The organism is Ruegeria sp. G10 (genome assembly GCF_056533645.1).
In genome coordinates this window covers 156,132-182,455 of sequence record NZ_JBQFOQ010000004.1, presented here as the reverse complement: position 1 = coordinate 182,455, position 26,324 = coordinate 156,132, and the positions used below count along the sequence as shown (strand labels likewise).

General features: G+C 60.8%; 29 protein-coding genes. 13 read left to right on the top strand and 16 right to left on the bottom strand.

The genetic code is table 11. The annotated features are described in order from the left end of the window. Positions 1-58: 58 nt before the first annotated feature. Both ACR0KM_RS09470 and ACR0KM_RS09465 read right to left on the bottom strand, forming a co-directional pair. Complete coding sequence (locus tag ACR0KM_RS09470) at positions 59-406, bottom strand: flagellar biosynthesis protein FlgN (RefSeq protein WP_480858821.1); 348 nt, start codon at positions 404-406, stop codon at positions 59-61. Then, positions 396-671 (bottom strand): rod-binding protein, encoded by a 276-nt coding sequence (locus tag ACR0KM_RS09465; protein ID WP_480858819.1) that lies wholly within the window; start codon positions 669-671, stop codon positions 396-398. The genes ACR0KM_RS09470 and ACR0KM_RS09465 overlap by 11 nt, the downstream gene beginning before the upstream one ends. Before the next feature lie 110 nt (positions 672-781). On the opposite strand from ACR0KM_RS09465, the gene ACR0KM_RS09460 reads away from it, so the two are divergent. The 3 genes from ACR0KM_RS09460 (at position 782) to ACR0KM_RS09450 (ending at position 3,603) form a co-directional block, all read left to right on the top strand. Beyond that, positions 782-2,005 (top strand): flagellar hook-length control protein FliK, encoded by a 1,224-nt coding sequence (locus ACR0KM_RS09460; RefSeq protein ID WP_480858817.1) that lies wholly within the window; start codon positions 782-784, stop codon positions 2,003-2,005. A gap of 3 nt (positions 2,006-2,008) precedes the next feature. Further along, positions 2,009-2,668 carry a flagellar hook capping FlgD N-terminal domain-containing protein gene (locus tag ACR0KM_RS09455; protein ID WP_480858815.1) on the top strand — a complete coding sequence of 220 codons (660 nt, stop codon included), beginning with the start codon at positions 2,009-2,011 and terminating at the stop codon, positions 2,666-2,668. A 95-nt stretch (positions 2,669-2,763) separates the two neighbouring features. After that, positions 2,764-3,603, top strand: a complete 840-nt coding sequence (locus tag ACR0KM_RS09450) for a phosphotransferase (protein WP_480858813.1) — start codon at positions 2,764-2,766, stop codon at positions 3,601-3,603. On the opposite strand, the gene ACR0KM_RS09445 is transcribed toward ACR0KM_RS09450, so the two are convergent. From ACR0KM_RS09445 to ACR0KM_RS09425, 5 genes are all read right to left on the bottom strand, one after another. Then, entirely contained in the window at positions 3,583-4,884 is a 1,302-nt protein-coding gene (locus ACR0KM_RS09445; RefSeq protein ID WP_480858812.1) for an NAD(P)/FAD-dependent oxidoreductase, read from the bottom strand. The genes ACR0KM_RS09450 and ACR0KM_RS09445 overlap by 21 nt on opposite strands. Beyond that, positions 4,881-5,699, bottom strand: coding sequence for an ABC transporter permease (locus ACR0KM_RS09440; protein ID WP_480824469.1), 819 nt, complete (start codon positions 5,697-5,699; stop codon positions 4,881-4,883). Before ACR0KM_RS09440 ends, ACR0KM_RS09445 begins: the two co-directional genes overlap by 4 nt. Further along, complete coding sequence (locus tag ACR0KM_RS09435) at positions 5,696-6,586, bottom strand: ABC transporter permease subunit (protein WP_480824467.1); 891 nt, start codon at positions 6,584-6,586, stop codon at positions 5,696-5,698. The genes ACR0KM_RS09440 and ACR0KM_RS09435 overlap by 4 nt, the downstream gene beginning before the upstream one ends. Next, on the bottom strand, positions 6,586-7,713 hold the full coding sequence (locus ACR0KM_RS09430; protein WP_480824465.1) for an ABC transporter ATP-binding protein: 1,128 nt from the start codon (positions 7,711-7,713) through the stop codon (positions 6,586-6,588). The genes ACR0KM_RS09435 and ACR0KM_RS09430 overlap by 1 nt, the downstream gene beginning before the upstream one ends. Positions 7,714-7,784: 71 nt before the next feature. Continuing rightward, positions 7,785-8,870: a polyamine ABC transporter substrate-binding protein gene (locus tag ACR0KM_RS09425; RefSeq protein ID WP_480824463.1), complete on the bottom strand. Its 1,086-nt coding sequence runs from the start codon at positions 8,868-8,870 to the stop codon at positions 7,785-7,787. Positions 8,871-9,011: 141 nt separating this feature from the next. Here ACR0KM_RS09425 and ACR0KM_RS09420 point away from each other — a divergent pair, with 141 nt between their 5' ends. After that, positions 9,012-9,695 (top strand): GntR family transcriptional regulator, encoded by a 684-nt coding sequence (locus ACR0KM_RS09420; protein WP_480858810.1) that lies wholly within the window; start codon positions 9,012-9,014, stop codon positions 9,693-9,695. Positions 9,696-9,770: 75 nt separating this feature from the next. After that, on the top strand, positions 9,771-11,168 hold the full coding sequence (locus ACR0KM_RS09415; RefSeq protein ID WP_480824459.1) for an aspartate aminotransferase family protein: 1,398 nt from the start codon (positions 9,771-9,773) through the stop codon (positions 11,166-11,168). A gap of 74 nt (positions 11,169-11,242) precedes the next feature. Here ACR0KM_RS09415 and ACR0KM_RS09410 read toward each other — a convergent pair whose 3' ends face one another. Then, on the bottom strand, positions 11,243-12,559 hold the full coding sequence (locus ACR0KM_RS09410) for a lytic murein transglycosylase (protein ID WP_480858808.1): 1,317 nt from the start codon (positions 12,557-12,559) through the stop codon (positions 11,243-11,245). Between the two features lie 63 nt (positions 12,560-12,622). Continuing rightward, positions 12,623-13,336, bottom strand: coding sequence for a helix-turn-helix transcriptional regulator (locus ACR0KM_RS09405; protein ID WP_480858806.1), 714 nt, complete (start codon positions 13,334-13,336; stop codon positions 12,623-12,625). 82 nt (positions 13,337-13,418) lie between these two features. Between ACR0KM_RS09405 and ACR0KM_RS09400 the strand changes: the two genes are divergently transcribed. After that, complete coding sequence (locus tag ACR0KM_RS09400; RefSeq protein ID WP_480858804.1) at positions 13,419-14,114, top strand: glutathione S-transferase family protein; 696 nt, start codon at positions 13,419-13,421, stop codon at positions 14,112-14,114. After that, complete coding sequence (locus tag ACR0KM_RS09395; protein WP_480858802.1) at positions 14,111-14,497, top strand: DUF1801 domain-containing protein; 387 nt, start codon at positions 14,111-14,113, stop codon at positions 14,495-14,497. Before ACR0KM_RS09400 ends, ACR0KM_RS09395 begins: the two co-directional genes overlap by 4 nt. On the opposite strand, the gene rnr is transcribed toward ACR0KM_RS09395, so the two are convergent. The 3 genes from rnr to dapE are packed head-to-tail and all read right to left on the bottom strand — an operon-like array spanning position 14,488 to position 18,510. Further along, the gene (gene rnr / locus ACR0KM_RS09390) at positions 14,488-16,746 is read right to left on the bottom strand and encodes a ribonuclease R (RefSeq protein ID WP_480858800.1); all 2,259 of its coding nucleotides are present in this window, start codon (positions 16,744-16,746) and stop codon (positions 14,488-14,490) included. The genes ACR0KM_RS09395 and rnr overlap by 10 nt on opposite strands. Before the next feature lie 45 nt (positions 16,747-16,791). Beyond that, the gene (locus ACR0KM_RS09385) at positions 16,792-17,367 is read right to left on the bottom strand and encodes a TIGR04282 family arsenosugar biosynthesis glycosyltransferase (RefSeq protein WP_480858799.1); all 576 of its coding nucleotides are present in this window, start codon (positions 17,365-17,367) and stop codon (positions 16,792-16,794) included. A gap of 3 nt (positions 17,368-17,370) precedes the next feature. Next, a complete protein-coding gene (gene dapE, locus ACR0KM_RS09380; RefSeq protein WP_480858798.1) occupies positions 17,371-18,510 on the bottom strand; it encodes a succinyl-diaminopimelate desuccinylase in 1,140 nt (379 codons plus the stop codon). Positions 18,511-18,718: 208 nt separating this feature from the next. On the opposite strand from dapE, the gene ACR0KM_RS09375 reads away from it, so the two are divergent. Further along, complete coding sequence (locus ACR0KM_RS09375) at positions 18,719-19,777, top strand: transporter substrate-binding domain-containing protein (protein WP_480858796.1); 1,059 nt, start codon at positions 18,719-18,721, stop codon at positions 19,775-19,777. Here ACR0KM_RS09375 and ACR0KM_RS09370 read toward each other — a convergent pair. After that, a complete protein-coding gene (locus ACR0KM_RS09370; protein WP_480824441.1) occupies positions 19,774-20,118 on the bottom strand; it encodes a hypothetical protein in 345 nt (114 codons plus the stop codon). The genes ACR0KM_RS09375 and ACR0KM_RS09370 overlap by 4 nt on opposite strands. Before the next feature lie 99 nt (positions 20,119-20,217). Here ACR0KM_RS09370 and ACR0KM_RS09365 point away from each other — a divergent pair, with 99 nt between their 5' ends. Beyond that, positions 20,218-20,553, top strand: coding sequence for a cupin domain-containing protein (locus tag ACR0KM_RS09365; protein ID WP_480858794.1), 336 nt, complete (start codon positions 20,218-20,220; stop codon positions 20,551-20,553). A 51-nt stretch (positions 20,554-20,604) separates the two neighbouring features. Here ACR0KM_RS09365 and dapD read toward each other — a convergent pair whose 3' ends face one another. Together dapD and ACR0KM_RS09355 are read right to left on the bottom strand one after the other, a co-directional pair. Next, the gene (gene dapD / locus ACR0KM_RS09360) at positions 20,605-21,432 is read right to left on the bottom strand and encodes a 2,3,4,5-tetrahydropyridine-2,6-dicarboxylate N-succinyltransferase (RefSeq protein WP_480858793.1); all 828 of its coding nucleotides are present in this window, start codon (positions 21,430-21,432) and stop codon (positions 20,605-20,607) included. Positions 21,433-21,539: 107 nt separating this feature from the next. Next, entirely contained in the window at positions 21,540-22,451 is a 912-nt protein-coding gene (locus tag ACR0KM_RS09355; RefSeq protein ID WP_480858791.1) for a threonine/serine dehydratase, read from the bottom strand. An 80-nt stretch (positions 22,452-22,531) separates the two neighbouring features. Here ACR0KM_RS09355 and ACR0KM_RS09350 point away from each other — a divergent pair, with 80 nt between their 5' ends. Next, positions 22,532-23,374 (top strand): LOG family protein, encoded by an 843-nt coding sequence (locus ACR0KM_RS09350; protein ID WP_480858790.1) that lies wholly within the window; start codon positions 22,532-22,534, stop codon positions 23,372-23,374. A gap of 3 nt (positions 23,375-23,377) precedes the next feature. Continuing rightward, a complete protein-coding gene (locus tag ACR0KM_RS09345) occupies positions 23,378-24,475 on the top strand; it encodes a cystathionine gamma-lyase (RefSeq protein WP_480858789.1) in 1,098 nt (365 codons plus the stop codon). Here the strand turns inward: ACR0KM_RS09345 and ACR0KM_RS09340 are convergent. Then, entirely contained in the window at positions 24,470-24,859 is a 390-nt protein-coding gene (locus tag ACR0KM_RS09340) for a hypothetical protein (RefSeq protein WP_480858787.1), read from the bottom strand. The two genes, ACR0KM_RS09345 and ACR0KM_RS09340, sit on opposite strands and share 6 nt — an antisense overlap. A gap of 161 nt (positions 24,860-25,020) precedes the next feature. Here ACR0KM_RS09340 and ACR0KM_RS09335 point away from each other — a divergent pair, with 161 nt between their 5' ends. Beyond that, positions 25,021-25,938 (top strand): DnaJ C-terminal domain-containing protein, encoded by a 918-nt coding sequence (locus tag ACR0KM_RS09335; RefSeq protein WP_480858786.1) that lies wholly within the window; start codon positions 25,021-25,023, stop codon positions 25,936-25,938. After that, entirely contained in the window at positions 25,935-26,273 is a 339-nt protein-coding gene (locus tag ACR0KM_RS09330) for a hypothetical protein (RefSeq protein ID WP_480824425.1), read from the top strand. Before ACR0KM_RS09335 ends, ACR0KM_RS09330 begins: the two co-directional genes overlap by 4 nt. Positions 26,274-26,324 lie beyond the last annotated feature (51 nt).

Sequence of the window (26,324 nt, the reverse complement as noted above, 5' to 3'; positions counted from 1 at the left end):
CCTAACGGAGTGCTAAGACCTGCAGTCCCGATATCGAGGATTTGAATCAAACCGGTGTCTATGCGCGCTTTTCCAGCTTGGCGCAGGCCCGCACCGCGAATCCTGTGCGTTGGCCTGAGGCATCATAAGTGCTGAATTCCTGGCGTACGCTGCGCAACTCCGACATCCGGTCGGCGACTGCGCGGATTCCTTCTGCCGCACTGTTAAGAAGGGCTTGGTTGCGCTCGACTTTACCTTGAACCCGGATCAGATCCTCAGTTTCAAAAACCTTCAGGTCATTGATTGCACCGATCAGATCCTCTTTGTGGGCTGTCAGTTTATCCAATGCCTCCAGATTGCCCTGCGCCAGCGCCGCTCTTTCGGACTCCAGCAAGATTTCGAGGGATTTGATTGGATCATTGTCCATCGGATTTCTCCATCATTGCGTTGAAAAGGACTTCCGCCAGGCCGATGCCTCCGGATTGCGCCATCTGACGTGCCTGATGTTGCACGAGGAACGAGGCGAACTGGTCTTCTCCGGCCCCGCCGCCGAGGTTTTGGCGCGCTTTACCCAAACCTGCGGATTTCAGCATTTCGGTCAGAAACGCCGCCTCAAGTTCGACTGACGCGGCCTTTAGTTTCTGGTGAAGCGCCACTTTGCCGACCGCGGGTGCATCCACGTGAATTGTCATCGGTTGCTCCGAAAATTGCTTCGAACTTTCACGATCAAACGGGAAAGCAGTTAAAATAAACGTAACTTCCTGAAGGCAAGCTGCAGCCCAGACAAATGGAGTCGCAGCACATGCCCAACCCGCTGACATTGATATCGGCACCCCCACGGAATGGGGCCAAATCGGAAGCAGTCCAAGGGACGGACGGCGAGCCCGCCGGTGGGTTTGCGTTCGAGGACGCATTAAACGAGCAGAGCGAGAGGCCGGATTCCGATCAGGAAACACTCACTGTCTCGGAAATCCAAGCGACGGTCGTGCATGCGCCGCACGAAAGTGAAGAAACCACGCCGCCGCCCCAGCTTCAGAATATCGATACAGATGGAGTCGAATACACCCAAACAGGCTTGCAGGCGCTTTCTGAACAAAGGGCTGACACCAGCCCGCTGCAACGCTGGTCCACCCCCAAGGCGGGTGACCCCGGCACCGGCACAAGGACGATCCCCGCTGTGTCGTTTGGACAGGCGACGATCACGTCAACCGCCCCGCCGGCTGATGCCGGTTTACCCGACCCAACAACCAGAGCGCCGCAATCAGCCCCGACGAATCAGGTCACGCCCAGCGAGGTTGAGCTGAATGTGGTTGGTGAACAGATGGTGCCGCGAAAAGGCACGGTGTCGGTGATGGAGGCGGTCGCCCGGCATTTGCATCAGACACCTTCGCCCGAAGCGCAGGGGTTCGCTGCTTCGGCGCTCCCAAAACCCCAGCCCGCTCAAACCTCATCGCCCCGTTCCATCTCAACGCCCACGCCGCTGGTACCATCCGCTTCCAACAACGCCGAAGAAGCGCCTGATCTGAGGGCTGAGGCTAACATACAAGACCTGCCAGCACTGAGAGAGGCCACATCAACGCATATCCCGCGCGACGGCATATCCGCCACGTCGCCGGCATCTGCGCGACCCGAGGTCGCGCGGGCGATCGCAGGTCAGATGGCCGCCGTCATCTCAGCGAAATCCGGCGCAGGCGGCGTCGAAATCGCCCTTAATCCGGAAGAGCTTGGGCGCGTGTCGATCACGCTCAACGGACGAGACGACGGGCTCCACCTGACCATTGTGGCCGAACGCCCCGAGACGATGGATCTTATGCGTCGCCATATCGCAATCCTGTCGTCCGAATTCGAGAAGCTGGGATATGGCGGCTTGTCGCTGGACCTGGGCGCATCGCATGATCCGCCCCCCGAGTCCGATCAACCCAAATCCGACGCAGATTTCGACCGCGAAGACGCCGCAACTGCTGTCGAAACTACCGCACGCCCGATGTCGGTCAGCACCAATCGCGGCCTTGATATGAGACTTTGATCGATGATCAGCCCAACCGACTCCGTCACCAACACCTCCGCCATTGCCGGAAACACCGCACAGCGCTCGGCCCTTGCATCAGATTTCGAGACGTTTTTGCGCATGCTGACCGTGCAAGCACGTAATCAGGACCCGCTGGAACCTCTCGATTCATCAGAATACGCATCGCAATTAGCCCAGTTCTCGATGGTCGAACAACAAGTGAAGGCAAATGAGCTATTGACGGCGCTGACCCAAACGCTGGGGTCCGTCAACCTTGAACAGCTTGGCAGTTGGGTCGGCATGGATGTACAGGTCGCAGCACCCTTTCGCTTTGAGGCGCAACCGGTCAGCATGTTCGCCAAAGCCGAGGCCGCAGCCGACCGGGCCGACTTGGTGATCCGGGACGCACGCGGCGAAATTCTGGACCGCGTCGCCATTCCGATTGACCAGACCGAGTTTGCGTGGGCCGGTGTTGATGGTTCCGGAAACCCGTTTCCGCCGGGCAGCTATTCTGCATCACTTGAAAGCTTTAAGGATGACAAGCGTCTGGCGAACACTCCGGTCGCGGTTTTCAGCCGTGTCGTCGAAGCCCAGAGCGGCGATGGGGGCATCGTCCTGACCCTGGACAGCGGCGCAAAAGTCGAGGTCGAGAGAGTCAAACAAATCCGTACGGGCGCTTGATCTGAACATCGGAGCACGCCAAAGCTTGGCACAGCGCGACTCGCCCGAAACTGGTAAAGTTCCTGTCTGATCTAACCCAACCCCCGCCCGATCTTGTGGCCCAGCTGAGCACCCGAAATCTGATCGCATCGGATGTCCGGTTCGAGGTGCTCTATGGTGGGCGGACCAATCAGGTGTGGAAAGTCCTGTCGGGCAACGCTGGCACTGTCCTCAAACTCTATCGCGCGCCATTCCGGAACCCGTTGTTTCGCAATGATGCCAGGCTTGAGGCCTCTTGCCTGCGGGCGCTCGGCGACACGGGCTTCGTTCCGAAGCTGCGAGCAACAGGATCTTTCGGGGATTCGCATTGGGTCTACTATGACCACGCGCCCGGTATGCCATGGCGCAGCGGTGTCCGAGACGTTGCCCATCTGCTTCGGAAACTGCACCAGTCCAAACCTACGCTGAACGCCCCGATCGGTTGCAACGGCAGCGACGATATTGACCAGCATACGCATGAGATACTCGCCCTCTGTTCTGGTGACAAAGCTGATCAGCTGCTGGCATTGCGCCCAAGGAACAAAGTGCTGCCGTTGACCAGCCGAAGCCTGATCCACGGCGATCCCGTTGCGGGTAACATACTGCAAGCTGAAAGTGGACTGACCCTGATCGACTGGCAGTGCCCGGCCTGGGGCGATCCGACCGAGGATCTGGCCCTTTTCCTGTCACCCGCCATGCAAAAGCTGTATCGCGGGGCACCATTGACGGATACCGAGATCAGCAGTTTTTTGGCGGCCTATGGGGATGCGGCCATAGCGCAACGCTATTGCGCGCTGCGTCCATGGTATGCGTGGCGCATGGCCGCTTATTGCCTTTGGCGCATCGAAAACGGTGCCGCGGATTATGCATCAGGCTACGCGTTGGAAGCGGCGGCTTTACAGGTCAGCGAGCCCTAGCATTGCATAAGCTGGCACCATCAGGGCACGCCGCCAGCGACCAAGGGGAAACCGCTGCGGCGGCATGGCAATCGGCGCAGGCAGGGGTTCCGCTTGTCCCAACACCATTCGTGCAAGCGCCCGCCCGCAATAGCTTCCCATCGCAACGCCATTGCCGTGATAGGCAAACCCCGCATAGATCCCGGCATGACCGGGAACCGCTCCGGCAAAGGGCACAAGATCACGGGTCAGACACACCATCCCAGACCAGACATGGGTTGCCTGAACGCGTTCCCATGCCGGGAACATCTGGCGGAAATCACGCAGCAAATTTCGCCGGATGCCGGTTTCGGCCCGAGGTGACGACAGCAAGCCACCGCGCATACCAAATAGAAAACGCCGGTCGGGCATCAGGCGAAAATAGTGCAGCAGGTTGCGCGTATCATAGGCCATCTGGTCCGAGGTCCACCCCTGCCTCTGCAGTTCGGCGTGGGTCATGGGCCGCGTGACAAGTACCGTGGATTGCGCAGGCATATAGCGCGCAGCCATCCACGGCGGCAGGTCTTCGCTGGAATACCCATTGGTACAGATCACAACATGCGCCGCCGTCACAGCACCGGCAGGGGTGGTCAGGCGGCGGCCCGGCCCGGTTTTCTCAATCCGCAAGACCGGGCTTTGCTGAAACAGTTTGGCCCCCGCGTTCAGCGCGGCCTGTGCCAGACCGAACAGGTATTTCCGTGGGTTCAGGCCAAAGCCAACCGGGTTGGTGTACCCGCCAAAGAAACGCCCGCCGAGGCCAAGGGCCGGCAACGCATCGGCCTCGTGCAGATACCCGCTTTCATCGGCGTCCCGCCGCAAACGCTCCATGGCGCGGTGGGAATGGGCCAGCTGGGTTTCGCCCCTGGAATGGGTGTCCGCCTCGATCCCGTGGCGCGACAGAAGATCGGCCACCAGAAAAACCGCCTCCTTCTCGGCCTGCAGATAGGCTTTTGCCTCAGCCGCGCCATAACGGCGGGAAAGAGAAGCATGGCTCAGCTTAGAGCCACCCAGACAGCAAAACCCGCCATTTCGGCCAGAGGCGCCCCAACCTGGTGTTTCCGCCTCAAGAACGGCGACCGAGACACCGTTTTCAGCCAGATGCAATGCGGCTGACAGACCGGTGAAACCACCGCCGATGATGGCGACGTCGACGCTCAGATCATCACCCAGAACGGGCCAGTCCGGGGCTGCAACAGTCTCATCCCACCAGCACCCCAAGCGGGGTGCAGGGCCATAGGCGTAATCCGGGAATATCCGCTTCATTCGGCGCGCGCAGCGGCCATTTCGTCCTGCCGTTGGCGCATCATCGCCCGTTTGGTGACAAGCGAAGCGGTGATGACACCCACGGTGACAACCGCAATCATCAGCGTCGACAACGCATTGATCTCGGGGCTGACACCCAGCCGGACCGCCGAGAATATCTTGATCGGCAGAGTGGTCGCGGACGGCCCAGAAGTAAAGGACGCGATCACCAGATCATCCAGCGACAGGGTGAAGGCCAACAGCCAGCCCGAGATTACCGCAGGCGCGATGATCGGCAGGGTCACCAAGCGAAAGGCCTGCGCTGGTGAGCAACCCAGATCAAGCGCCGCCTCCTCCAGCGATTTATCGAATGTCACCAACCGCGAGGACACGACGACCGAAACAAAGCACATCGAAAAGGTGGTGTGCGCCAGAACGATGGTCAGGATGCCGCGGTCCAACCCGATACCGATGAACAGCAGCAGCAGGGACAGGCCCGTGATCACCTCGGGCATCACGAGCGGGGCGTAGACCATGCCCGAGAATAGCGTACGGCCAAAAAACCGCCCGCCGCGCACCAGAACATAAGCTGCCGCCGTGCCCAGAATGGTCGCCAGCGTAGATGAAAATACGGCGACACGTACCGTCACCCATGCCGCATCAAGGAAGGCCTCATTCTGCAATAACTCTCCGTACCATTTGGTCGAAAAACCGGCCCAGACCGTCACCAGCTTGCTTTCGTTGAAGCTGAAGATGATCAGGATGATCATCGGGATATAGAGGAACGCGAACCCCAGCGTCAGTGAGACCGCGTTGAACCAGCTCAGCCTGTTCATTGATCCGCCTCCGCCTGTTTCTGCTGGTTGCGTTGAAACAGCACGATCGGAATCACCAGGATCAGCAACAGCACCACCGCAACAGCGCTGGCCACGGGCCAGTCACGGTTCGAAAAGAACTCTTCCCACAGCACCTTGCCGATCATCAGCGTGCCGGACCCGCCCAGCAGCGAGGGGATCACGAATTCTCCGATCACCGGGATCATCACCAGGAAACATCCGGCGATAATGCCCGGACGCGACAGCGGGATCGTCACCAGCCAAAACGCCTGAAGACGGGAACAGCCCAGATCCTCGGCCGCTTCGATCAGTGATCCGTCCATCCGTTCCAGCGCGGAATAGATCGGCAGGATCATGAAGGGCAGATAGGTGTAGACAATCCCGATATAGACCGCAGTCTGCGTGTTCAGAATGGTCAATGGCGTCGAGATCAGGCCCGTCCACAGCAGAAACTGGTTCAGGTAGCCTTCGTTGCTGAGGATACCCATCCACGCATAGACGCGGATCAGAAAAGAAGTCCAGAACGGCAGGATCACCAGCATCATCAACGCAGGACGCCACTCTTCCGGCGCGCGCGCCATGGCATATGCGATGGGATAGCCCACCAGCAAGGTGAAGAAGGTTGAAATCAGGGCGATCTTGACGCTGGACAGATAGGCCTTCCAGTACAGGTCATCCTCGGTCAGCCAGACGAAATTCTCCAGATCAAGCTGGCTGAAGAAATCTTTGACGCCCGCCCAGCCCGCAGACAGGTCCAGCGTCGGGGTATAGGGCGGGATGGCCAGGGCCGTGTCGGATAGCGAGATTTTCAGGACAATGAAGAACGGCACCATGAACAGCGCCAACAGCCAGACATATGGAATGGCGATCAGGACAGCGCGGCGCATCAGCGTTCCAGTAAAACCGCGGCGGTTGCTGTCCAGGACAGCCAGACCGGGTCTTCCCAAGTGAAGGATCGGCGCGAGATGCGACGGGTGTTCGCCGTTTGCGCCTTGATGATCGTGCCGTTTGGCAGTTCAACATGATAGGTCGACAGATTGCCCAGATAAGCGATGTCATGCACCCTACCCTGAATGGCATTGATCGCATCGGCGGGGCGTTCGGACGTAATCGCCACTTTCTCGGGGCGGATCGCGAGATGACAGCCCTGCCCATTGCTCAGCCCGGTCGTTGATGTCGCGGTGAGCGGAGGTTGCCCCTCGGCCCAATCGATACGATAGCTTTCATCTCCTTGCGCCGTTGCACGGCCTTTGATGATGTTCACATCTCCAATGAAATCAGCGACATAGACCGAGTTTGGTGTTTCGTAAATCCGATCCGGCGTCGCCACTTGCATCAGCTTGCCCTGGTCCATGACGGCGACGCGGCTGGCGACGGTCATCGCCTCTTCCTGATCATGGGTCACGATGACAAAGGTGGTGCCGGTCTTTTCCTGAATGTCCATCAGTTCGAACTGCGTATCCTGCCGCAATTTCTTGTCCAGCGCCCCAAGGGGTTCATCCAGCAGCAGCAGCTTGGGTGCTTTGGCCAGCGACCGGGCCAGCGCCACGCGTTGGCGTTGCCCTCCCGAGATCTGATGCGGCTTACGGCGCGCGAATTGTTCCAGCCGGGTCAGGCGCAACATCTCTTCGACGCGGTTCTCAAGGTCCTGCTTGGGCATGTTATCGCGCCGCAGCCCAAAGGCGATATTGTCCCAGATGCTGAGATGCGGGAACAGCGCATAAGACTGGAACATCATGTTCACCGCCCGCTTGTTTGGCGGGATCGGGTCGATGTCCTGCCCGCCCAACAGGATATGACCCTCGGTCGGAGTCTCGAACCCGGCCAGCATGCGCATCATCGTGGTCTTGCCACAGCCCGAGGGCCCAAGCAGCGCGAAAAACTCTCGCTCGTAGATATCCAGCGACAGATCGTCGATCGCCGTGAACGTACCAAAGCGCTTGGTCACGTTCTGGAATTGGATCAGTGGTTTCGCCTGTGGATCATCCCACGGCGCAAAGGCTTCAGCACTCAAAGCGGCCCCCGTTTGTCGGTCTGGACAGAAAAGGGCACAAGGCGATCCCTCCGCCTTGTGCCATCGTCAGATCAGGTGCCTGATTTCACCTTAGTCCACAAACGCGTGACAACCCGCTGGGTTTTCTGAGGATACGGCCCCTTGATATAGGTGTTCCCCATCGCCTCGGCCGAGGGGTAGATCGCCGGATCACTGATCACATCCGCCTCAAGAAACTCCTGCGCGGCCTTGTTGCCATTGGCGTAATAGACATAGTTTGAGGCCGCCGCCATGTTCTGCGCATCCAGCATAAAGTCGATAAACCTATGCGCCCCTTCCGGATTCGGCGCATCCACCGGCACAGCCATCTGGTCAAACCACATCTGCGAGCCTTCCTTGAAAGCGTTATAGGCGATCTCTACGCCGTTATCCGCTTCAGCGGCACGGTCTCGCGCCTGCAGAACGTCACCCGAAAAGCCAACCGCTACGCAGATATCCCCGTTGGCCAACGCGTTTATATATTCCGAGCTGTGGAATTTGTTCACATAGGGCCGGACGGCGTCAAACACCTCTCCAGCTTTCTCGATGTCATCCTTGTCATGCGAGTTGGGATCAAGCCCAGCATAAACCAGCGCTGCGGGTACCATCTCGTCCGGCGCATCCAGGAAATAGACACCGCATGCCGCCAGCTTTTCCATGTTCTCGGGGTTAAAGATCAACTCCATCGAGTCGAGCGGCGCATCTTCGCCCAGCACCTCTTTGACTTTGCCGACATTGACGCCCAGCCCGGTGGTACCCCACATATAGTTGACCGAATGCTTGTTGCCGGGGTCAAACTGCGCGACGCGCTCGGCGATCACATCCCACACGTTTCCGATATTCGACAGCTTGGATGTATCAAGCTCCTGAAACGCGCCCGCCTGAATCTGGCGACTCATGAAGCTGCCCGACGGCACCACAACATCATAGCCAGAACCGCCTGCCAGCATCTTGGTCTCAAGCACCTCGTTGCTGTCGAACACGTCATAGATCAGGGTCAGGCCCGTTTCTTCTTCGAATTTGGTCAGCAGATCTTCGTCGATATAGTCCGACCAGTTGTACACACGCACTTCTTCAGCAAATGCCGCCGTAGTCCCCAACGCGACAACCGCTGTCATCCCCAGCGTTTTCAGTTTCATTACTTTCTCCCTGTAAATTATCTGGCTATCTTCCCGTTTTTTTGGATTTGATCAAGTTTTGCGTTTTGCCCTCGTTTCGCCTATGCTTTCAGTAGGCAATTATTCTGGCAAGCCGCAAGAACACGGATCGGGGCAAACCATTTGGATTTGATCAAAAATATAGCAGATACATCGCAATCTGAGCGTGAGAAACGCCCGGCACATGAGCAGGTCTATCAGACGCTCAAAGCGCAGATTCTGTTTGGTGACATGGTGCCCGGACAACCGGTCACGATTCAGGGCCTGACCGATTCGCTTGGTGTCGGCATGACCCCGGTGCGTGAGGCAATCAGACGGCTGATCTCGGATGGCGCGCTTATCTTTCAGGGTAATCGACGAGTCAGCGTTCCATTGCTGACCCAAGATGACATCGAGCAGATGATCTTCGCCAGAATCTCAATAGAAACAGAGCTTTCGCGCCGCGCCACCAGCAAAATGCCCCAAGGTGCCATTGACCAGCTGGAGCGGCTGGACAAAAGGCTGGACCAGATGATCGCAGACGGAGATGTGGGCGGATACCTGCGTCTGAACCACGCTTTTCATCGCGCACTTTACGATCACGCGGAGGCCCCGATACTCGTCGATCTGGCCGAGCGTCTGTGGCTGCGCTTTGGTCCATCCTTGCGGATTGTGTGCGGGCGTTTCGGCACGCAAAGCCTGCCTGACCGGCACAAGGACATCATCCAAGCGCTGCGCAACCGGGATTCGGATTATGCAGCGAACGCCACAGCGCAAGACATCGAACAAGGCATGTCGATGATGCGGGATACGTTGAAAGCCGTCTAGCATTCAGCGATTCGATTGACAGCGAAAAATTTGATCATATTCTGTGCGGCAACCCCGCATGCAGGAGCTTTCTTGATGTCGACCATCACCAATCACATGCCAACCGCAGCACTACAAGCGCTGGATGCGGCGCACCATCTTCACCCGTTCTCGACCAATGACGCCTTGGAAACCGAAGGGGTCCGGGTCATCGCTCGGGCCAAGGGCGTCTATCTGACCGACAGTGAGGGGCATGATATTCTGGACGGCATGGCAGGTCTGTGGTGCGTCAATATCGGCTATGGGCGAGAGGAGCTGGCCAATGTCGCCGCGCGGCAGATGCGTGAATTGCCGTTCTACAACACCTTCTTCAAGACCACCCATGTGCCCGCAATCGCCCTGGCCGCGAAACTGGCCGAGCTTGCGCCCGGGGATCTGAACCATGTCTTCTTTGCCGGTGGTGGCTCCGAGGCGAACGACACCAATATCCGCCTTGTTCGCACCTACTGGGCCGAGAAAGGCCAGCCCGACAAGAACATCATCATCAGCCGCAGGAACGCCTATCACGGCTCGAGTGTGGGCTCGGCCTCTCTGGGTGGCATGGCCGGAATGCACGCACAGGGCGGGATACCGATCCCGAATGTTCACCATATCAACCAGCCAAACTGGTGGTCAGAAGGCGGGGACATGACCCCCGAAGCGTTCGGACTGGCGCGCGCGCGCGAGTTGGAAGAGGCGATAGAAGAGCTGGGCGAAGATCGCGTCGCCGCCTTCATCGCCGAGCCGGTGCAGGGCGCAGGCGGCGTGATCGTGGCCCCTGATACATACTGGCCCGAAATCCAGCGGATATGCGACAAATACGATATACTGTTGATCGCGGACGAGGTGATCTGTGGTTTCGGACGTACCGGCAACTGGTTCGGCTCACAAACAGTCGGGATCAAACCTCACATCATGACCATCGCCAAGGGGCTCAGCTCGGGCTACGCCCCGATTGGCGGCTCGATCGTCTGTGATGAGGTGGCCGAAGTCATCAGCGCCACCGAGTTCAACCACGGCTACACCTATTCCGGCCATCCCGTCGCCGCCGCGGTTGCGCTTGAAAACCTGCGCATTCTGGAAGAAGAGAAGATCCTCGAACACGTCCGCGAGGTGGCCGCCCCCTATCTCAAACAGAAATGGGAGGCACTGACCGACCACCCACTGGTCGGTGAGGCGAAAATCGTGGGCATGATGGGCTCGATCGCGCTGACCCCGGACAAAGCCAGTCGTGCCAAATTCGCGTCCGAACCGGGCACGATTGGCTATATCTGCCGCGACCGGTGCTTTGCCAACAATCTGGTGATGCGCCATGTGGACGACCGGATGATCATCTCTCCACCTCTGATCATGACGACCGAGGATATCGACGAAATGTTCATACGCATCCACAAATCGCTGGACGAGGCACTGGCGGAGATCACTGAAAAAGGCCTGATGAAAGCCGCCTCCTGATCCGCACGGCTTCATCTGGCCCTAAATATCCCGGGGGAGTCGCGCAAAGCGCGACGGGGGCAGCGCCCCTTCCCCTACCTCAGTCGCTCAAGCACTCGAAGGGATGCATAGCCGTCCGGTACCAGCCCCTGCGCCATCTGGAAGGCCCGCACGGCATTGATCGTGTTCGGGCCAGTGCGTCCGTCAATACCTTGAGTGTCAAACCCGGCCTGTGTCAGACGCCGTTGCAACTCCTTGCGCTCGGTGAAACTCAGCACCCGATCTCCGCGCGGCCAACTGGCCTGAAACGGAGAGCCACCGGCCAGCCTGTCAGACAGGTGGCCGATCCCGATCACATAGGCATCGGCCCCGTTATAGGCCTCGATCACCTTGAAATTATCGAAGATCATCAGAGCCACGCCACGCCCTCCGGCGGGTAGCAGGATGGAGGCCGGGCCGTGATCCGCAACCGCGCTGCCGTTCCGTGCACGGACCCCGAGCGATGCCCAATCCGACGGCAAAAGCGTATGATCCCGCCGTGCCAGAGCATAGTCAAACCCGTCAGGAAGCTGCACCTCAACACCCCAGGGTTGCCCCTTGGTCCAGCCATGCCGCGCCAGATAGGCGGCGGCCGAAGCCAGCGCATCCGTCGGGTCATCCGACCAGATATCGCGGCGCCCATCGCCGTCGAAATCAACCGCATGATCCAGAAATGAGGTCGGCATGAACTGCGTATGCCCCATCGCTCCGGCCCAACTGCCGACCATATTGCTGGGAGGCACATCTCCGGCCTGCACGATCTGCAGGGCTGCGATCAGCTGCGTTTCAAAGAAACGCGCGCGCCGGGCGTCAAAGGCAAGTGTGGCCAGAGAGCGGATCGTCTGATCACTGCCACGGAAAGTGCCGAACGAGGTTTCAAGCCCCCAGATCGCGGTCACGACTTCTTTTTCAACACCATACTGCGCCTCGATCTGCGTCAGGGTTGTCTGGTGCCGCTCCAACCCCGCACGCCCATTCGCAACCCGCGCGTCCGAGACGGCGGCATCCAGATACTCCCAGATCGGTTTGGAAAACTCGGCCTGATTGCGGTCGCGCCGAATGACATCCTTGTCATATCGCAAACCTGCAAGCGCCTGATCCAGCGTTGCCGCGGTGATGCCTTGTGCCATCGCCCGTTCGCGGAACGCCCCCAGCCATGCCTGAAACCGCGCGTTGCCCTCAGCCGACACCGGGTAGACCTTTGCCTCGGGCCGCACCACGGGTCGGATAGACACCGTCACATCCGCCGAAGCCAGTTGCACATTTTCGACCTGAGGTCGGGCCAAAGGCCGTATCGATTTGTCCGTGATATCCGCCTGCACTATGGATGCCCACAATGCAGCGGTCATGACGCCGCCTACGCATTTATGCATTCCGTTTTTCCTGATTACTGCTCAACAGCAATGATAGCGCAAAAAGGTCGTTTCACAAAGCGCTCAGGCATCCGCCTCGCGTTCTTTTGCTTCACGTTCGGCGCGGATGCGGGCGATGGCCTCACGCAGAAGCGGAATGCGATTAGGGCGAAAACTGTCTTCGGTCACAGCCATATCCAGCATGCGGTCCAGCCGGAACACCCTGAAATCCTGCCGCAAATGGCACCAGCTGATCAGGACGCTGGCGCGATCCATATAAACGATGCTCAGCGGATTGACCCGACGGCGCGTGGCGGCACCTTTGGCGTCTGTATAGGCGAACTCAACCGCCTGCTCGTCCCACGCTGCCTGCCTTAGCGCGGCAACCTCGATCGTGGGCATTGCGGGTCGGTCAAAACGGGTGGCGGTCAGCACCGCATGGCTCAGCCGATGCGACTGGCGCGGCGGCAATCGTCCCTGCAGCTTGCGCAACGCCGCGCTGGCCGCGTCCGACAGGGCTGGATCGCCGATCAACTGCACCTCGCGCAGGCCCAGAACCAGCGCTTCCAGTTCGTCATTGGTAAAGCCCAGCGGAGGCAACGTGGCGTCTTCGATCAGAGTAAAGCCGAACCCGGCTTCTCCGTCGATCACCGCGCCCAAGGCGCGCAAAGCGTCGATATCGCGATGAATAGTCCGCGGCGACACACCCAGATCCTGCGCCAGTTGAACCGAAGTTCGGGGCGACGGTCCAGAGCGCAAGGCTTGCATCAGTTGAAAGAGGCGGGCGGTGCGGGACATGATGGAAGTTACCCTAAACCTGATGACGATTTCTGTCATCAGGCCACCCTATCCTCTTGTCATGTCAATGACGGAGCCCCCCATGCTGACCCTACTCACCTTCCCCTCTGCCTTTGGCCAGTTCAGTGCCAGCCCCTTCTGCGTCAAGACCGCCCTGATGCTGCAAAGCGCAGGCCAACGCTGGCAGCGGTCCGACATGCTGGACCCGCGCAAAATGCCGCATCAAAAGCTGCCGGTCCTGCGCACGCCCGAGCGTCTGGTGCCCGACAGCGACCTGATCCGCGTCTGGCTGGAGGCGCAGGGGGCCGACTTCGATGCCGGTCTGAATGACGTGCAAAAGGCTCATTCCCGCGCGCTGATCCGTCTGGCCGAGGAGCATCTGTATTTCCACATCGTGCAAGACCGTTGGGCCAATGATGAGATCTGGCCGATCCTGCGGGATACGTTCTTCACCACGATCCCGGCGCTGATCCGCAAACCTGTGGCTAATTCGATCCGCAAGTCAGTGCTCAGAGGCCTGTCCTTTCAGGGCGTCTCGCGGTTTTCACCGGCCGAACGGCACGACCGGCTGGAGCGTGATCTCGAAGCGATCTCGGCCTATCTGTGGCAATCCCCTTATTTGATGGGCGACGCCCCGACCGCAGCCGACATGAGCGTCGGTCCCATGCTGGCAGCAATGCGCGCGACGCCTGCGGATACGCCGCTGACCCGCCGAATCAAACAGGATAAGCTGCTGGACAGTTACGTAGACCGGATGGAGCAGGCGATCCCCCTATGACGCCCTTTGACGACCGCGAAGTGGCCGCCGCTTATGATGCGCTGCCTGAGAACACCCGCGCAGGGGCCTTAGCCCTACGCGCACTGATCTTCGAGACCGCAGCGGCCCTGCCCCGCGCTCAACCGTTGCAAGAGGCGTTGCGTTGGGGCCAGCCCGCCTATTTGGCGCCCAAGGGATCCACCATCCGGCTGGGCGGGCATAAGGCGGCACCTTTTGCGCTGTTCGTGCATTGCCAGAGCCGGTTGATGGGCGAGTTCACCTCGGCCTTTCCCGGCGAGGACCGGATCGACGACAACCGGGCTTTGCTGTTCGATGATCCCGCGCAAATCGACGCAACGCGTCATGGCTGGTTGATTGCGCGGGCGCTGACCTATCACCTCTGACGGCGTTTGCGTTCGACCTTGCGCTTGATTTTGTCTTTCTTGCGCTTGTTGCTGACTGCCTTGCGCCGTGCGCCGCGTTTGACAGGGCCACGCCCGCGCGGCAAAGCCTGATCGTCGATCGACAGCAATTCCAGCTCCAGACCTCCGGTGACCGGCGTCGCTGCGGTCAGCCGCACGGTAACACGCTGGCCGATGGCAATGATCAGGCCGCTGTCCGACCCCATCAGCGTTCCAGCCTCGCGATCGAAATGGAAGAACTCGCGTCCCAGAGACCGCACCGGAACCAGACCATCCGCGCCGGTTTCGTCCATCTTCACGAAGGCCCCAAACCGCGCGATGCCGCTGATGCGCCCGGTGAACTCATTGCCGACACGCTCGCTCAGATAGGCGGCCAGATAGCGGTCGGTTGTGTCCCGTTCCGCCATCATGGATCGGCGTTCGGTGTCCGAGATATGGGTGGCCGTTTCCTCCAGCCGCCCGATTTCGGCCTCGGTCAGCCCGTCCTTGCCCCAGCCATGGGCCGAAATCAGCGAGCGGTGCACGATCAGGTCGGCATAGCGGCGGATCGGCGAGGTGAAATGCGCGTAGTTCCGCAACGCCAGCCCGAAATGGCCGAAATTCTCGGGGTTGTAATAGGCCTGCGCCATCGAACGCAGTGTGGTCAGGTTGATCAGTTCCGCATCCTCGGTTCCGGCTGCGGCATTCAGCAAAGCGTTCAGATGGCGGGTTTGCAGCACCTGCCCCTTGGCCAGATTCAGCCCCGCCGCCTGAGCCGTTTCCCGCAGGCTCTCCAGCTTTTCGGGCGCAGGTTCTTCGTGGACGCGGAACAGCAGCGGGCGGCGTTTGGCGATTAACGTCTCGGCGGCGGCGACATTGGCGAGGATCATGAACTCCTCAATCAGCTTATGCGCATCCAGCCGGTCGCGAAACGCCACGCTGGTCACTTCGCCCGTGTCGCTGAGGACGATCTTGCGTTCGGGCAGATCCAGTTCCAGCGGCTGCCGCTCGGTCCGCGCCTTTTTCAGCGCAGCATAGGCGGCGTAGAGCGGTTTCAGCACCGTCTCCAACAATGGCCCCGTGCGGTCATTGGGGGTGCCGTCGATGGCCTCCTGCACCTCGGCATAGTGCAGCGACGCGGCCGAGCGCATCAGGCCCCGCACGAACCGGTGGCCGATCTTGTTGCCCTCGGAGTCGATCTGCATCCGCACGGCGATACAGGCGCGCGGAACGCCTTCGTGCAGCGAACACAGATCCCCCGACAGCCGGTCCGGCAGCATCGGTACCACGCGGTCCGGGAAATAGCTGGAATTGCCCCGCTTGCGCGCCTCGCGGTCCAGTGCGGTGCCGGGCTGCACATAGGCGGCCACATCGGCAATGGCGACCCAGATCACATGGCCGCCGGGGTTCTTGGGATCATCATCGGCATGGGCATAGCACGCGTCATCATGATCCCGCGCATCCGAGGGGTCGATGGTCAGCAGCGGCATATCCCGCAGGTCTTCGCGCCCTTTCAGGCCGACGGGTTTGGCTTTGTCGGCTTCATCGATCACCTTGTCCGGGAAGTCATCCGGAATACCGTGTTGGTGGATCGCGATCAGCGAGACCGCCTTGGGCGCGGTGGGGTCACCCAGCCGTTCGACAATCCGCGCGCGGGGCAGGCCCATGCGGTTCTTAGGCCCGGCCTGTTCCGCCTCGACCAATTCGCCATCCTTTGCGCCCAGCAAAGCCCCTTCGGGCACCAGCCATTCGTTCTGGCCGGCCTTGTCGATGGGCACGATCCGCCCACCCTCGGCCCCTTTGCGAAAGATGCCGACGATCTTGCGCGGGTTGGTCCCGATGCGGCGGATCAGGCGGGCTTCGTAATTGTGGTCTTCTTCATGCACCACGGTCAGGCGCGCCAGAATACGGTCGCCCTCACCCAGCGCCGGGTCACTTGCGCGGGTGATCAGCAGGACGATCGGCTCAACCCCCTCACCATGCCATTCCAGCGGGCGGGCAAACAGATCGCCATCCGCGTTCGGAGCCTTCACCTGTAACACGCTGACCGGAGGCAGCCTGTCCGGGTCGCCATAGCTGCGCTTGCGCTTTTCCAGATGGCCCTCGGCCTCCAACTCGCGCAGGATACGCTTCAGATCGATCCGCGCCGCGCCTTTGATCCCAAAGGCTTTGGCAATGTCACGTTTCGAGGTCAGGGTGGGGTTCGCCGAGATCCAGTCGAGGACCTCCTGCTTGGTGGGGATGCGAGTCATGATTTCGGCGTATCACGGGCGCGCGACGGCGTCATGACCAAAATTTCAGGGTTTCAGATCAGCCGCCGTATCCACGTCCCGCAAATGGCCCAGCTGCGCCACGCGAGTGCCCGGAACCGAGGCCAGCGTGTCGGCCAGTGCATGTTCCGTCGACCAGCGGACATTGCGGAACAGGCCGCGCGGCAAGGCGGCATAACGCTGCGCCCCGACCAGCCAGTAACCACCGTCCGGCGCGGGGCCGAAAACCATCTGCGCTTGGCCCAACGCCGCAAACGCCTGTGCGATGTGGGCGCGTGAGATCCCGGGGATATCGGCCCCGATCAAGCAAACCGGCCCTTTCGGCATCTCCCGCAACATCCGCCCCATCCGGTCGCCCAGATTACCCGATCCTTGCGCCGCGCGCGGCAGGTCCGCAGGCCAGATACGACTGCGCAGCCCTTCGCGATCCGGCGAAACCGCCAGCACGATCTGCCAGCGCGGGTCGCGCAACCGACGGATCAGCGACTTGGTCTGGTGCCGGAACCACCACGCCGCACCAACCATACCGATGTCGCGCCCCAACCGCGTCTTCACCCGACCCGGGCGGGGCTCTTTCACCATGATCACCAGAGTGCGTTGCATGGATCAGGCAAAGTAGTCCGTCAGAATGCGGGAATAGATCGCCTTGAGCTGCTCGATCTGGGAAACCTCGACACATTCATCGACCTGATGCATGGTTTTGCCCACCAGACCAAATTCGACAACAGGACAATGCCCCTTGATGAACCGCGCGTCCGAGGTTCCGCCGGTCGTGGACAATTCCGGGCGCATGCCGGTCTCGGCTTCCACCGCCTTTGCCACCAGATCAGACAGGGCGCCGGGCGGGGTCAAAAAGCTCTCGCCTGAAATCTTGATACGGGTGTCGACCTCGACACCAAACTCATGCGCCACCTTCTCGGCCTCGTCTTGCAGCCACGCGCTAAGGCTGGCCCCCGAATGCCGGTCGTTGAAGCGGATATTCACCGCGCCCGAGCATTGCGCCGGGATCACGTTGGTGGCCGGGTTTCCGGTGTCGATGGTCACAACCGCCAGTGTCGAGGCATCAAAATGGTCCGAGCCCTTATCCAGTTCATGGCTGGCCAGCCGGTCCATCAGACGCGCCATCGCGGGCAGAGGGTTCTTGGCCCGATGCGGATAGGCCGAATGGCCCTGAACACCCGTCACCGTAAACCAAGCGGTCATCGAGCCGCGCCGCCCGATCTTGATCATCTCACCCATGTGGTTCGGACACGTAGGCTCACCCACCAAGCAAACTGACATCCGCTCGTCGGTCGCATCCATGTGATCCAGCAGCGCGGTCGTGCCGTGCAGCGCGTCTGCTTCCTCATCCCCCGTGATGGTCAGAATGATGGCTCCGTCGGGCGGCGTGCTGCGCACGAAATCTACCGCCGCTGCGGCAAAGGCCGCCACACCCGACTTCATATCCGTGGTTCCACGCCCATACATCACACCGCCGTGCACTTCTGCCCCGAACGGAGGTTTGGTCCAGGCACCTTCATCCCCCACCGGAACCACATCCGTGTGACCGTTGAAGCCAAAGCTCCGGGCATGGCCCTTTTGGCCCCAGCGCGCAAACAGATTGCTGATGCCGCCACGATCCACGCGGGTGCAATCGAAACCCGCTTCGGACAGTACGCGCTCTAGCAGAACCAAGGCGCCGCCCTCCTCGGGTGTGACCGATGGGCAACGGATCAGGTCTGCGGTCAGCTGCACGGGATCAGTCATAACGGGCCTTTCGTCTTTGCGCGTGCCGGTGTTCCTGCACAGATTCAACGAATTGACCGGATTGCCAACCCCGAAGCGACAAATTCCCCGGACGGTCACAGCAATATCTCGGTTTGACACCCCAATAAAACATGAGCCTTGACCCAGCGATGACCTTGCCGCGCTGCAATAAATTGCGTTAGAGGGCCGCGAAACAGGTGAATTGACCATGAAGCGCAGCCTTTTCGCATTGATCTGCCTGATCCTCGCCGTCGTCGCACAGCAAAGCCAGGCACAGACCTTTACGGTCACCACCGTGACCCGCGCGCCGTTCTCTTTTGTCGAGAATGGCGAGCAAACCGGATTCTCTCTGGACCTTCTGGACGCCTTGGCCGCTTACCTTGGATGGGATTATTCCATCGACCGGGTCGAAGGTTTCGGCCAGATGCTGGGTGCCGTTCAGGACGGCTCAGCCGATCTTGCGATTGCAAACATATCGATCACGGCAGAGCGTGAGGCACAGATGGACTTCAGCCAGCCGATTTTCGAGGCCGGTCTGCAGATCATGGTGCCGTCCGAAGCTGCGCGCAGCCCGTCCCTTTTGCAGGCGCTGTTATCGCGCGAATTGTTCATCGCCATTGGCTTGGCCTTTGCGATCCTGCTGGGCGGTGGGATGCTAATGTGGAGCTTTGAGCGCCGGGCGCAGCCGTATTTCGACCGCAAACTGAACGAAGCCTGGTTCCCCTCATTCTGGTGGGCGCTGAACCTCGTGGTCAATGGCGGGTTCGAGGAACGGATGCCGCGCACCCCGTTTGGCCGCCTGCTGGGCGTCATCCTGGTGGTGTCGTCGCTGTTCATCGTATCTGTATTTACCGCCCGCATCACGTCGGTCATGACGGTCGAGGCGATCACCGGCAGCGTGAACTCGGTCAACGACCTGTATGGCAAGGATGTCGGTACCATCACCGGTTCGACTGCGGCCAGCTTTCTAGATCGGCGCGAGATCGAATTCACCGGATACCCCGGCCTGCAGGAGATGCTGACGGCATTCGAAAACAACGAACTGACCGCAGTGGTGTTTGATGCCCCGATCCTGTCCTACTACGCCTCGCACGAGGGACGACGCATCGCCACCATGACCGGCGGCATCTTCCTGCGGGAAAACTATGGCATCGTCTTTCCGACCGGGTCGCCGCTGGTGGAAGAGGTCAACCAGGCGCTGCTGTCGTTGCGCGAGGATGGCACATATGACGAAATCTACCGCAAGTGGTTCGGCAGCCTGAACTAGGCCGGTGCCTCATCGCCGAAGAACGGGGTCATTTGTGCGACGATGACGGCGTTCTCATCCAACGCCCGCTGCATCAGCGCACGTTCATCCGGATCGATATCATGGCCCTGCGCCTCACGCTCGGCCAATGTGCCATAGCCGGTGACATCCAGCGGCGCGGTGTCGGCCTGTTTCAGGATCGCCACCGTTTCGCGCACCGCCTCGGCCTCGTCCACGCCGCTGGCGAAACACATCAGTGCTGCCCCGGTCGCCCCGTCCGGCAGCCCGTCGCCCTCTTTCCGGCCGATCTGAACCAGCAATGTGTATACCTGCTGGCGTGAGGGTTTCTTTTTCTTTTCCATGGTTGGGGCCATAGCCGTGCGCCCGTGTCCGGTCAAGCAATTGCGCCAAAGGTGCGAGGTCGCCATACTGGCCGGGCAGCGAATTCGCAAAGGTGCCATATGACGTATCCAGATTTCATTACCGACTTTCCCAGCCTTGACGTCCCCTTTCCCGAAGACGTGGTGCAAACCGCCGTCATCCGCTCGGATGCGGGTCTGGTGGCGTTCTTTACCTTCCTGCAGGACTTTGAGCTGCCCATGCATGCGCACAAGGCGCAATGGGGCACCGTGGTTGAGGGCGAGATCGAACTGACCATCGGGGATGAGACCAAAACCTATGGCCCTGGCGACAGCTATTCGATCCCATCGGGGGTCGAGCATGGGGGTAAGATCAAGGCCGGGTCGCGGGTGATCGATGTGTTCGAGGAACCCGACCGCTACCCGGTCAAAAGCTGACAAAAAAGGCCGCAGCGTCCTGCTGCGGCCCCGCATACGGATGCTGTCGCTTTAGTCGCGCAGCAGCTCATTGATCCCGGTCTTGGACCGGGTCTTCTCATCCACGCGCTTCACGATCACCGCGCAGTACAGGCTGATGTTGTTCTTCGATGGCATCGAGCCCGCAACGACCACCGAATAGGGTGGCACCTCGCCATAGGTGACCTCGCCGGTTTCGCGATCGACGATCTTGGTGGACTTGCCGATGAACACGCCCATGCCCAGAACCGAGCCCTCGCGGACGATGCAGCCCTCGACCACCTCGGACCGGGCACCGATAAAGCAGTTGTCTTCGATGATGGTGGGGCCTGCCTGCATCGGCTCCAGCACGCCGCCGATGCCGACGCCGCCCGACAGGTGCACGTTTTTACCGATTTGCGCGCAGGATCCGACAGTGGCCCATGTGTCGACCATGGTGCCCTCATCCACATAGGCCCCAAGGTTCACGAAAGACGGCATCAGCACCACGCCGGGTGCGATAAAGGCCGATTTGCGGACGACGCAGTTCGGAACCGCGCGGAAGCCAGCGGCTTTCCACTGGTTTTCACCCCAACCGGCGAACTTGCTGTCGACCTTGTCCCACCAGCCACCCGCCTGCGGGCCGCCGTTCTGAATTTCCATGTCCTTGATGCGGAAGCCCAGAAGGACTGCCTTTTTGGCCCACTGGTTCACATACCAATCGCCGCTGTCCAGCTTCTCGGCCACCCGCAGCGAACCGCTGTCGAGCGCGTTCAGTGTATCCTCGATCGCCTCCCGGGTTTCGCCGGTGGTGGCGGGGGTGATGGTGTCGCGCGCCTCCCAGGCGGCTTCGATGGCGGCTTCCAGCTGCGCGTTGGACATATGAGGGCTCCCTGAAGAATCTGTTCACGTTGGTCTTGCGTATAAGCGCGCGCAGAACTGGCCGCAATGCGACGCAGAACACACGGTTTGCGGCTGACAGGTGCGCGTTAGCCGCCAAACGGGTCGGGCGAGATGTTGCCGCCGCAGATCAGCACCGCCACACGCTCGTCCGGTTCGGGCTGATACGCGCCCGACAACAACGCGGCCAAGGCTGCCGCACCGGCGGGCTCGACCAGAATGCGATGCGCCCGCCACAAACGTTCCTGCGCCTCGGCAATAGCGGCGTCCGGCACCAGAACCGACGCCATGCCCTGCGCCAGATCGAAACAGATCGACCCGATCCGCCGCGCGCCCAGCGCGTTTGCGGCTATGCCCGAGACGGCAACATCCACAGGCTCTCCGGCCCGCAGCGCCGCGTTCAGGGCGCATGAGGTTTCAGGCTCGATCGCCACAACCTTGTGCGCGCCCTGAAACCACGCCAGCGCCCCGGCGATCAGGCCGCCGCCACCCACGGCGACCAGAACGGTGTCGGCCTGCAGGCCCTGCGCGTCCCATTCGGCAAAACAGGTGCCTTGCCCGGCCACGGTGGCGGGCGCGTCATAGGCGTGGATCTGCATCGCGCCGGTCTCGGCCTCATGCGCCTGCGCGCCCATCAGCGCATTGGCGTATTCACCGGGCACGACGCTCAGATCTGCACCGGTTTGCTCGATCAGAGCGATCTTGGATGGCCCCGCCAACTCCGGAACGAATATCTTGGCCGGATAGCCCAGCGCCTTTGCCGCAAATGCCGCCGCAGCCCCATGGTTGCCGCCGGAGGCCGCCACGACCCCGGCCTCAGGCACGTCCGCGCTGAGCAGCGTGTTGAACGCCCCGCGCGCCTTGAAGCTGCCTGTGTGCTGCATATGCTCCAGCTTCATCTCAACCGGATAGCCCAGCATTTGGCTTTCCATCACCGGTGTGACCTGCGCGTAACCGGCGATACGGGCACGTGCAGCGGATATTTCACTCTTCCAATCCATTACTTGTCTTTCCGTGACTGGCACTCTGCCCGCGAACCCTATAGCTGTTTCAGAGACACGCAAGCAGGGATCGATCACCAATGAGAGAAGACCGCCTCAGCCCCTTCCGCGACGCGCAAACTGACCGTTCGACCGCCAGCGAGGTGCCGGACACGCCGCAGACCCGTTCTCCGGCCTATCGCCTTGCCTTCGCTGATGACGATTTCCTGTGCCGGGACGAGCTGCGCCCGGTACGCCTGCAGTTGGAACTGCTGAAACCCGAGATGATCATGTCCGAACGTCAGATCACCTCGACCATCGTCATGTTCGGGGGCGCGCGCATCCCCGAACCATCGCAGAAACACACCGCGCGGACGGAAACGCTGGCAGGACTGTCTCAATATTACGACGAGGCGCGCGAGTTCGCCCGGCTGATGACCGAAAAGTCGAACGAGACCGGCTGCCGCGAGAACGTCATCGTCACTGGCGGCGGCCCCGGTGTTATGGAAGCCGGAAACCGTGGCGCGCAAGACGCGGGCGGCTGTTCCATCGGGCTGAACATCGTACTGCCGCATGAGCAGGCACCGAACCTTTATGTGACGCCCGATCTCAGCTTCAACTTTCACTATTTCGCCATTCGCAAAATGCACTTCCTGATGCGCGCCCGCGCCATCACCATCTTCCCCGGCGGCTTCGGCACCATGGATGAGCTGTTCGAATCCCTCACCCTGATCCAGACCGGCCGGATGGAGCGTGTGCCCTTCCTGCTGTTTGGCCGCGAATTCTGGGAGAAGGTCATCAACTGGGAGGCTCTCGCCGATGCGGGCACGATCTCGGACGAGGATCTGGACCTGTTTCGCTTTGTCGACACGGCGCAAGAGGCGGTCGATCTGATCGACAATTGGGAACCCGCCCCGCCCCGCGACGCCATTCCGGGGCGCTGAGCGATGGCCCCCAAGATCGGAGAGATGTTGCACCTGCGCGGGAATGCTCTGGACAAGGGTGAGCCCGTGGCGCTGCCGCTGACGCAAAGCAGCATGTACCATCTGCCGGGCGCGCCGGACGGCCACGCCACCTATGGCCGGGTCGACAACCCGACATGGGTGCAACTGGAACATGTCCTGTCGCATCTGGAGAACGCGCCCTGTCTCAGCTTTCCATCCGGGATGGGGGCGATTTCGGCCGCGCTTTTTGCAACGGTGCAGGCCGGATCGCGGGTGTTGATCCCTTCGGATGGCTACTATGTGACCCGCCTTCTGGCGGACAAGTTCCTGTCGCGTTTGGGGGTCGAGGTCGAGGAACGCCCGACCACCGCGTTCTCGGACGGCGGGTTTGATGGGTTCGATGTGGTGTATGCTGAGAGCCCCTCGAACCCCGGTCTGGACATGATCGACCTAAGGGCTGTCGCGGATCAGGTGCGGGCCGCCGGTGGCGTGACGATTGCCGACAACACGACGATGACGCCGCTGGGGCAGCGCCCGCTTGATCTGGGCATCGACGTGGTGGTGTCCTCGGACACCAAGGCGATGGGCGGGCATTCGGACATGCTGATGGGCCATGTCGCCAGCCGCAACCCGCAGATCATGGAACGGGTTGAGGAGTGGCGGAAGGTCTCGGGCGCGATCCCCGGTCCGCATGAAGCATGGCTGCTGCATCGCGGGCTTGAGACGCTGGACGTGCGGTTCGACCGCATGTGCGCCTCGGCGCAGGTAATGGCGGAGCGGCTCGCGGCACATCCCGCCGTCAAGCAAGTGCGCTATCCCGGCCTGCCGGGCGACCCCTCGCACGCACTCGCACAGGCGCAGACCGAGCAGTTCGGGTTCCTGCTATCCCTGACGCTGGACAGCGAAGACAAGGCCGAGGCGTTCATCAACACCTGCCCCCTGCTGCGCCCCGCCACCTCGTTCGGAGGCGTCCACAGTTCCGCCGAACGCCGCGCGCGCTGGGGCGACGATGTCGATCCCGCCTTCGTGCGTCTGTCGGTCGGATGCGAGCCGGTCGAAGAGCTGTGGCAGGCGATCGAGGCCAGCCTGAACGCGTTATGATTTCTTCCGGGGCTCACGCAGTTCAGTGAACACATAGATCGGCAGCACCACGCTGGCGATCAACGCCCCCAGCCAGACCAGCAGCGTTGCCGCCAGCAGGTTCGAGATACCGCCAATGGTCAGCCCGTTTGTCACCAGATCGGTGATCAGCAGGCCCACAAAGGTCACGATCAGCGCGATCCCGCCCTTGATCGACGGCGCGCGTTTCTCCCCCAGTTTCAGGATCAGTGGCTCAGCCACAACCTGCACAAGGGTGAACACGACCACCACCACGATGAACGAGATCGGACGGATCGCAAATTCCGACAGCAGCAAAGCCGCCAGCAACAACCCGATGGCATTCCCGGCCAGCAGGGCCAGAACCGACTTGAGTCTGCGCGTCATGAAAACACTCTCCGTCAATGAACACTCTCAAACATCCTGATGTTAGCAGGGTCTACGGATTTTGCGAGGCATTTCAGCGGTCTCTTCTTTTTGACCTGTTGAAATCGCATGATAAAATACCTTCATCAGGATAAGCCCTTCCCCCATCCGCGAGAGGTGAGATGAGCGACGATCCCTATACCATCCTCGGCGTCGCCAAAGACGCCAGCGAGGCCGAGATCAAGAAAGCCTATCGGCGCATCGCCAAGGAGTGCCACCCGGACCTGAAACCGGGCGATGCCGAGGCCGAAGCCAAGTTCAAAGCCGCGGCCGCGGCCTATGACCTGCTGAAAGACCCTGAGAAGCGGGCGCAGTATGATAGGGGCGAGATTGACGCCTCGGGTCAGGAACGCCCACAGCAGCAGTATTATCGCGACTATGCCGAGGCCGCCGGAAACCCTTATCGCGGACGACAGGCAGACCCGGACGATATGTCCGACATCTTTGCCGAGTTCATGCGCGGACGCGGAGGGTATGGCCAGCGCAGCCATGAATTCCACGCACCGGGTCACAACCTGAACTATTCCCTGCAGATCAGCTTTCTGGATGCGGTCTTTGGGGCCAGTCAAAAGCTGACCTTGCCAGATGGGGACCGGATAGAGGTGAAGATTCCGGCAGGGATCACCGACGGCCAGACCATCCGCCTGCGCGGCAAAGGCGCTCCGGGCTATGGTGAGGGGCCGCCGGGCGATGCGCTGGTCACGATCTCGGTCACGGACCATCCGGTCTTTGACAGGCAGGGGGATGACATCCACATTACGCTGCCCATCACGATTGATGAGGCTGTGCTGGGCGGCAAGGTCCCGGCCCCAACCATCGATGGCGGGGTCAATGTCAGTGTCCCGGCTGGCACCAGCAGCGGCAAAACCCTGCGTCTGCGGGGCAAAGGGGTCAAGAAACGCGGCTCATCTGATCGTGGAGACCAGCTGATTGAACTGACCGTCACCCTGCCCGACACAATGGATGACGACCTGAAACAGTTCATGGAGACGTGGCGCGACACCCACCGCTATGATCCGCGGAAAGGAATGCCGTCATGAGCCTGACCGAAAAGCAACTGATCGAAACTGTCACCCGCCTGACCTCGGACCGGTTGACCGAGTATCTGGCCGCCGAGATCGTGATCCCCGAACAGTCCGACGATGGACTTGTGTATCAGCGTATCGACGTTGCCCGCCTGGAACTGGCCTGCGAATTGCATGACCAATACGATATGGAGGCCGATGCGCTGTCGATGATGATCTCTCTCATCGACCAGATGCACGGGCTGCGCGCCGAATTGCGCGAGGTGTTGAACGCGGTCGAGGCCCAACCGGAACCCGTACGCCAACAACTGATCGAGGTCATCGGCACAGCGCGGTTCCGTCGCAGCTGACGGGGTTTAGGCGGCGCGGGATTTGGCGTAGAAGGCGCGCTTGATCCAATG

Excerpts from the sequence above, each read along its gene's own strand:
- dapE (WP_480858798.1), bottom strand. The coding sequence starts at position 18,510 with ATGACTGATCCCGTGCAGCTGACCGCAGACCTGATCCGTTGCCCATCG.
- ACR0KM_RS09415 (WP_480824459.1), top strand. The coding sequence starts at position 9,771 with ATGTCGACCATCACCAATCACATGCCAACCGCAGCACTACAAGCGCTG.
- ACR0KM_RS09445 (WP_480858812.1), bottom strand. The coding sequence starts at position 4,884 with ATGAAGCGGATATTCCCGGATTACGCCTATGGCCCTGCACCCCGCTTG.
- ACR0KM_RS09470 (WP_480858821.1), bottom strand. The coding sequence starts at position 406 with ATGGACAATGATCCAATCAAATCCCTCGAAATCTTGCTGGAGTCCGAA.
- ACR0KM_RS09375 (WP_480858796.1), top strand. The coding sequence starts at position 18,719 with ATGAAGCGCAGCCTTTTCGCATTGATCTGCCTGATCCTCGCCGTCGTC.
- ACR0KM_RS09385 (WP_480858799.1), bottom strand. The coding sequence starts at position 17,367 with ATGCAACGCACTCTGGTGATCATGGTGAAAGAGCCCCGCCCGGGTCGG.
- ACR0KM_RS09410 (WP_480858808.1), bottom strand. The coding sequence starts at position 12,559 with ATGCATAAATGCGTAGGCGGCGTCATGACCGCTGCATTGTGGGCATCC.
- ACR0KM_RS09330 (WP_480824425.1), top strand. The coding sequence starts at position 25,935 with ATGAGCCTGACCGAAAAGCAACTGATCGAAACTGTCACCCGCCTGACC.
- dapD (WP_480858793.1), bottom strand. The coding sequence starts at position 21,432 with ATGTCCAACGCGCAGCTGGAAGCCGCCATCGAAGCCGCCTGGGAGGCG.
- ACR0KM_RS09435 (WP_480824467.1), bottom strand. The coding sequence starts at position 6,586 with ATGCGCCGCGCTGTCCTGATCGCCATTCCATATGTCTGGCTGTTGGCG.
- ACR0KM_RS09335 (WP_480858786.1), top strand. The coding sequence starts at position 25,021 with ATGAGCGACGATCCCTATACCATCCTCGGCGTCGCCAAAGACGCCAGC.
- ACR0KM_RS09345 (WP_480858789.1), top strand. The coding sequence starts at position 23,378 with ATGGCCCCCAAGATCGGAGAGATGTTGCACCTGCGCGGGAATGCTCTG.
- ACR0KM_RS09425 (WP_480824463.1), bottom strand. The coding sequence starts at position 8,870 with ATGAAACTGAAAACGCTGGGGATGACAGCGGTTGTCGCGTTGGGGACT.
- ACR0KM_RS09455 (WP_480858815.1), top strand. The coding sequence starts at position 2,009 with ATGATCAGCCCAACCGACTCCGTCACCAACACCTCCGCCATTGCCGGA.
- ACR0KM_RS09465 (WP_480858819.1), bottom strand. The coding sequence starts at position 671 with ATGACAATTCACGTGGATGCACCCGCGGTCGGCAAAGTGGCGCTTCAC.
- ACR0KM_RS09340 (WP_480858787.1), bottom strand. The coding sequence starts at position 24,859 with ATGACGCGCAGACTCAAGTCGGTTCTGGCCCTGCTGGCCGGGAATGCC.
- ACR0KM_RS09405 (WP_480858806.1), bottom strand. The coding sequence starts at position 13,336 with ATGTCCCGCACCGCCCGCCTCTTTCAACTGATGCAAGCCTTGCGCTCT.
- rnr (WP_480858800.1), bottom strand. The coding sequence starts at position 16,746 with ATGACTCGCATCCCCACCAAGCAGGAGGTCCTCGACTGGATCTCGGCG.
- ACR0KM_RS09350 (WP_480858790.1), top strand. The coding sequence starts at position 22,532 with ATGAGAGAAGACCGCCTCAGCCCCTTCCGCGACGCGCAAACTGACCGT.
- ACR0KM_RS09460 (WP_480858817.1), top strand. The coding sequence starts at position 782 with ATGCCCAACCCGCTGACATTGATATCGGCACCCCCACGGAATGGGGCC.
- ACR0KM_RS09355 (WP_480858791.1), bottom strand. The coding sequence starts at position 22,451 with ATGGATTGGAAGAGTGAAATATCCGCTGCACGTGCCCGTATCGCCGGT.
- ACR0KM_RS09370 (WP_480824441.1), bottom strand. The coding sequence starts at position 20,118 with ATGGAAAAGAAAAAGAAACCCTCACGCCAGCAGGTATACACATTGCTG.
- ACR0KM_RS09395 (WP_480858802.1), top strand. The coding sequence starts at position 14,111 with ATGACGCCCTTTGACGACCGCGAAGTGGCCGCCGCTTATGATGCGCTG.
- ACR0KM_RS09365 (WP_480858794.1), top strand. The coding sequence starts at position 20,218 with ATGACGTATCCAGATTTCATTACCGACTTTCCCAGCCTTGACGTCCCC.
- ACR0KM_RS09400 (WP_480858804.1), top strand. The coding sequence starts at position 13,419 with ATGCTGACCCTACTCACCTTCCCCTCTGCCTTTGGCCAGTTCAGTGCC.
- ACR0KM_RS09440 (WP_480824469.1), bottom strand. The coding sequence starts at position 5,699 with ATGAACAGGCTGAGCTGGTTCAACGCGGTCTCACTGACGCTGGGGTTC.